The sequence below is a fragment of the Frankia sp. CeRuru1 genome, assembly GCF_977966315.1.
On sequence record NZ_CDWWEW010000002.1, the window covers coordinates 44963 to 50367 of the forward strand.

Below are 5405 nucleotides of genomic sequence, written 5' to 3' on the forward strand. Positions count from 1 at the left end.
TTCTCCCAGCTGCCCCCGCGGCACGTCGAGGGTGTAGATCGCCGGGCCGGCGACCTGATCCGACGCGCCCGCCATCGTCGGCGGGCGACCCTAAAAGAGCGTAAAGGCCGGGGGCGGATGGTGGCAGGGCCCCCGCACTCCGGGGAACCCCGGGCCCGCCGGTCGGCGTGGTGATGCGCACCTGACCCTCCTGACGCCGGTGAGGGGCGGCCGGACCACGTCAGGTCGGGCCGTGGGCCTGCCGGCCCTCAGGATAGGGCGCCGGGTCCCCGGAAACGGCCATGTCGAGGGATGCCCATGGCAGAGCTCCTCCGCCGAGCTCCTGCCGAGCTCTCGCTGAGCGCGCCCCGACACGCCGGTGTCGTCCGCCGTATACCGTGGTCACATGGTCATTCCCCGGGCGTGTCCTGGTCGGTGGTCCTGATGGCCGGCGCCGCTCGCCGGGGCGGTGGGATCGCCCGCGGCGGTCAGGGCGGTCGGGCCGCCAAGTCCGGTTCCCACCGCAAGGGGGCCTCCACGGGCAGCGGCGGTCACGGCCGCAAGGCGCTGGAGGGCCGTGGGGCCACGCCGCCCGCGCAGCTGCGCCCCGGCCATCCCGCCCAGCGTCGTGCGGCGGCGGCTGCTGCGGCCCGTTCCGCATCGGCCGGAGCCGAGCGGGGTCGAGCGGCTGCCGGCCGGCGCGGGGATGGTGGCCGCGCCGTCGCCGCTGCGGCCACCACCGGGCCGAGCGCCGCGGGGGGTTCCGCGGGGACCGGGCGCCCACGGCGGACCGAGGGCGACGAGCTGGTGGTCGGGCGCAACGCGGTGGTCGAGGCGCTGCGGGCCGGGGTGCCGTCGTCGACCCTTTTCATCGCCGGCGGGCTGGACTTCGACGAGCGGCTCGCCGACGCCCGCCGACTCGCCGGGCGGGCCGGGATCGCCGTGGCCGACGTCGGCCGCACGGATCTCGACCGGATGTGTGGCACCGCTCCGCATCAGGGTCTCGCCCTCGTGGTACCGCCGTTCCGGTATGCCCATCCGGATGATCTCCTCGCCCGCGCGCGCTCGTCCCCCCCCGGTCTGCTGGTGGCGCTGGACGGGGTCACCGATCCCCGCAACCTCGGGGCTGTGGTGCGCTCGGCCGCCGCCTTCGGTGCCCATGGCGTCGTCGTTCCGGAGCGTAGGGCCGCCGGCATGACCGCCGCGGCCTGGAAGACCTCGGCGGGGGCCGCCGCCCGGCTGCCGGTGGCGCGCGCCACCAACCTGGCCCGCACGCTCGTCTCCTACGCGGCGGGCGGCCAGTTCGTCGTCGGTCTGGCCGCGGGCGGCGAGGTGAGCATCGACGAGCTCACGATGGCGACCGACCCACTCGTCCTGGTGATCGGCTCCGAGGGACGCGGGTTGTCCAGGCTGGTCGAGCAGCGCTGCGACGTGAGGGTCCGGATCCCCATGGCGGGTGCGGTGGAGTCCCTCAACGCGGGGGTGGCCGCTGGGATCACGCTGGCCGAGATCGCCCGCCGCCGTCGGATCGGCTGAGCCGGCCGATCGGTGGGTCCGCCGGGTCTCCGCCGGGCGGGGCTGCGGACGTTGACCTGGCCGGCGTCGCCGTGGCCGGGAAACCGTGACCGGGAAACGTAGCGCGCAGCCCCGTGTCCCGGAGGGGACACGGGGCTGCTGGCCGCGCGCCGATCAGTACCGGCCGGGCGCGGACAGTGAAAGCTGGCGCGGGAAGTCGGGCAGCTCAGATCTTGTGACCCCAGCACGGCTTCGATGCGTACCAGGGGCTCGTCCCCTGCTGGGCGTACAGGATGCGGGCGCGGTGCCACTGCTCGGCGACGCTGGCGTGCTGCGGCAGACCCTTGCCGCCGACCCCGCGCCAGGTGCTGGGCAGGAACTGGAACAGTCCGCCGGCGCCGATGGAGTTGACCACGCGCGGGTTTCCCCCGGACTCACACGGAATCACCTTGGAGAGGAAGCGGTCGGCATTCGTCGACGCGTTGGCCGGCTGGGACAGCGCGAGGCCACCGCCGATCGAGGCCGCGAGAGTGGTGGCTGCGATCAAGGCCCGGGAACCGAGCCTGATGCGGTTGAGGCCACGAGCGAGCGAACGAGCGTTGGACATTGAGTTGCCCTTCCCCACGCCTGCGAGGTGAGCTGTCGGGTTCGGGCTGGGAATGCCCGGCCGCGCATCGCGGCTTCACCCCGAGAACGCCTTTTCGTGGCGCCCGGAATTGGTTCCCCCGCTCCTGCCGAAGGTTCGATTCTCGTCGAGCGGGGGCAGGATTCGGCGTGCCGCCCGACGAATGCCATCAGGTGACGGCACGGCAATGAACATAGCTGAGAGTGACCCAGGAAAAACAAGAGTACGTGAGGATGCACACAGTGCATCCTGTTTACTTGTTCCGATCTTTTTAATGGTGTTTCGCGCCCGCGTGCGCGCCCGATTCTAGAGGTTGTCCAGTGGGCTGGAAATCCCCAGTCCGTAGCTGGGTCGTCACGTTGACGGTAAACAATACGCGATGCGTGGAGAAACTGTTCCGCCGCGTGGTGATCAAGCCTCTGCTACCCGCTGCCGGCAATCTCTAACCAGGATCTGGAAAAATCTGTGCCGGCGTTCCGGCGGGCCCGCACCTATCGCCCGCTTTCCGGACTATACGGCACGAGGGAATCATGTCATATGTCGGATCTACCAGTCGGTGCCGGACACCCGGTCCCGGCGCTGCGTCGCCGCCAGCCGCCAGCCGCCATGCCGCCATGCCGCCCGCGAGGCGGGTGCGTTCGGGTCGGTCAGCGGTTGTAGGACCAGGCCGAGCCGGTACCCCGGTACTGCTCCACCGGGATTGGTGTGGTTCCGGCCCGCATCCGATCCGTGTAGAGCTGACCGTGCAGGTGGTCGATCTCGTGGGCGACAAGCCGCGCCAGCCCCTGCCGATAGACGGTGATGTGCCGGTTGCCGTCGATATCGGTGTGTTCGACGTGCAGCTCCAGCGGCCGGGGGACGAGGCCACGGACGTCAAAGAAGCTCAGGCAGCCCTCGTACTGCTCGTCGGTCTCCCGGGAGGTTTCGATGACGCTGGGGTTGAGCAGCGTGAGCGTGTCGCCGCCCGGGGTACGCACGATCGCCGCGGCGCGGTTGATGCCGACCTGCGGCGCGGCGATGCCCATGCCCTTGCCGAAGGTGTGCAGGGCGGATACCCGTTCGAGGGCGGAGGACAGCTCGGCGACGACCCGGCGCGCGTCCTCGGCCTCGTCGGGCAGGGCGAACGGGCGGGCCGACTGCCGCAGGATCGCCTCACCCTCCTGCACGATGCCAACGGCCGCCATCTGATCGCTGGGACGTGTTCCGGTCTCCGCGGCCGGATCACGTTCCGGCACGGTGGCCCGGAAGTTCCATTCCAGTCGGTAGCGGGCGTGCAGCGGCGGCTCGGTGGTCGACCAGGTGAAGATCCGCCGGTCGCCGGAGTCGGTGCGGGCGATTGCGGTCCGGAACGGGAAGGCATCGGCGGTCATCGACGTCTCCATGCCCCAGACCACGGGATCCAGCTCGGCCGGAAAGTCCAGCTGCACCGAGAGGAAACTCGTCGGTACCCGCACGGCACGCTGGAACCACGGCCCCCACTTCTCCCTGCTCACCTGGTAGCTGTAGTTGATCCATGCCGATTCGCCGGGATAGAGCGGAAATCGCCCTCGACTGTTCTCGAAGAGCAGCCAGACCTCCTTGAGCGCGTCCCAGTCCGTCTTGACCTGCCAGGCCATCTGCTCGCCGCCGCAGTGTGCGCTGAGCTGGAGGTCCTCCCAGCGCAGTGGATCGGATCGGTACAACCGCGCGGAGCGTTCCGGATCTCCCGGGAACCGGTCAACCGATATCCGCATCAGATACCGGGTGACCGGTTCGCTGCCGGCGTTGAGAAGACGTCTTCGCTGGTGGGCGACGTACATGCTGTCGTCGTAGCGGAGTTCGGCCCGGTCCTCCTCGACGACCAGGCCCCCCGGTCCGGGGGGGACCCGGCCCGGGCTCTCGGCGACGACGGGCCCGGGGGCCGGGGCCGGGTCGACGGAGGGGGTCGCGACGTGGGCCACCGGCGTCGGGCCGGGTCCGGCCGGAACCGTCGGCGGCCCGGGCGGCTCGCGCACGTCCCGTGCCGCCTCCCACGGCCGTGCGGCCAGGTGGAAATAACTACCCGGGATACGCAGCGCGTCGGCGATGCGTTCGATCAGGGAGAGCCGGGCGATGCGGTCCTCGCCCTGCATGATCCGGCTGACCCTGCTCTGGCTGAGCCCTTCCACCGGCGAGGCGATGCGATTCTGACTGGCACCGTCATATTTCTTCATCAGCCGGAACACCGCGCGGAAGTCTCGCGTCGCACACGCCGCCCGGAAGTCCTCCCGGGCCAGCAGCTTGGGCGATACCCGGTAAGGTCCAGATTCGTACGACATCGAAACGGCCTTCCATGTCGGTACGGTCGGTGAAGGCCGGAGTGAAATCGGGCGATCAGTCCTCCGTCAGTCGACACATCAGGATAACGACGCCATGCCAAACGGGCACAGATGTTCGGCTGAATGCTCGACTGTCGGCTATCCGACAGCACGGGCTCGGCGGTTTCCCGGGTCTTCCCGGGTCTTCGCGGTGTATGGCGGATGTCGTGTCTGACTCCTTGCGGACAGCGACGGCTGCTGGTGGCGTGCTGTCGCCGCTGGCCGGGGTGATGTCACGGACGCCACCTAGGAGCCGGGCCGTAGATAGGTGAAGTCTTCCCCTCCAGCGCCCGGTTGCCGGTGGCGCAGACGACGACATCCGCGCGGCCCATACGAGAAAGGCATGCCTGACTGACGTTTCCGGATCCCGGTCGCCCGCGTCAGTCTTGGCGGCAGGCCGGTCCCGCCCCGCGTCGAGCCGCGACCTCCGCCGGGCGGGGCCGGCGTGACGGCGAGCCGCAGCCGGGCGTGACGCCCGAGACCTCCGGGAGGGGTCCGTGGACAGGTGGCCCTGCCCTGCCCAAGCAGGGCCACCCTCGGCCTTTGCCCGAGTCCGGGGAGCCCGCCGAACCGACGGGCCCGGCCGCGCCTGAGCCGACCGTCGCGACCACACCCCGGGGATTCGACCGCTGGGCGGTCACGGTGGCGGCCGGTTCCGACCCGAGGGGGAGGCCTTCCGCGCAGTCGGGCGCATGCCCGCGCCGCTCCTCCGTTACAGGATTTCGATCACAGCGAGGTGCGGAACGGACCAGTCACCTCGTAGGTGATGCCGCCGCTGCTGGAACCCGAGGTGCCGCGCTGGGAGGAGAAGTACAGCCGGTTACCAGCCGGGTTGAACGCCGGTCCGGTGATCTCCGAGGAGCTCTGGCCAGTGATGCGCAGGAAGGGGGCAACGATGTCGCCGGGGGTGATGATGCAGATCTCCATGTTGCCGCCGTCCTCGGCGACGT

Annotated in this window: 3 protein-coding genes, 1 pseudogene and 1 riboswitch; of the genes and pseudogenes, 1 reads left to right on the forward strand and 3 read right to left on the reverse strand. The window is 70.5% G+C overall.

The genetic code is table 11. The annotated features are described in order from the left end of the window. Positions 1-423: 423 nt before the first annotated feature. The gene (rlmB, locus tag AC08OP_RS00445; protein ID WP_476612378.1) at positions 424-1515 is read left to right on the forward strand and encodes a 23S rRNA (guanosine(2251)-2'-O)-methyltransferase RlmB; all 1092 of its coding nucleotides are present in this window, start codon (positions 424-426) and stop codon (positions 1513-1515) included. Between the two features lie 205 nt (positions 1516-1720). Here rlmB and AC08OP_RS00450 read toward each other — a convergent pair whose 3' ends face one another. The 3 genes and pseudogenes from AC08OP_RS00450 to AC08OP_RS00460 all read right to left on the reverse strand — a co-directional run. Beyond that, entirely contained in the window at positions 1721-2101 is a 381-nt protein-coding gene (locus AC08OP_RS00450; RefSeq protein ID WP_476612379.1) for a transglycosylase family protein, read from the reverse strand. Between the two features lie 2 nt (positions 2102-2103). After that, positions 2104-2270: riboswitch (cyclic di-AMP (ydaO/yuaA leader) on the reverse strand. A gap of 496 nt (positions 2271-2766) precedes the next feature. Continuing rightward, the gene (locus AC08OP_RS00455) at positions 2767-4416 is read right to left on the reverse strand and encodes a peptide deformylase (RefSeq protein WP_476612380.1); all 1650 of its coding nucleotides are present in this window, start codon (positions 4414-4416) and stop codon (positions 2767-2769) included. 765 nt (positions 4417-5181) lie between these two features. Continuing rightward, positions 5182-5405: pseudogene (locus AC08OP_RS00460) on the reverse strand (translocation protein TolB); the annotation flags it as partial.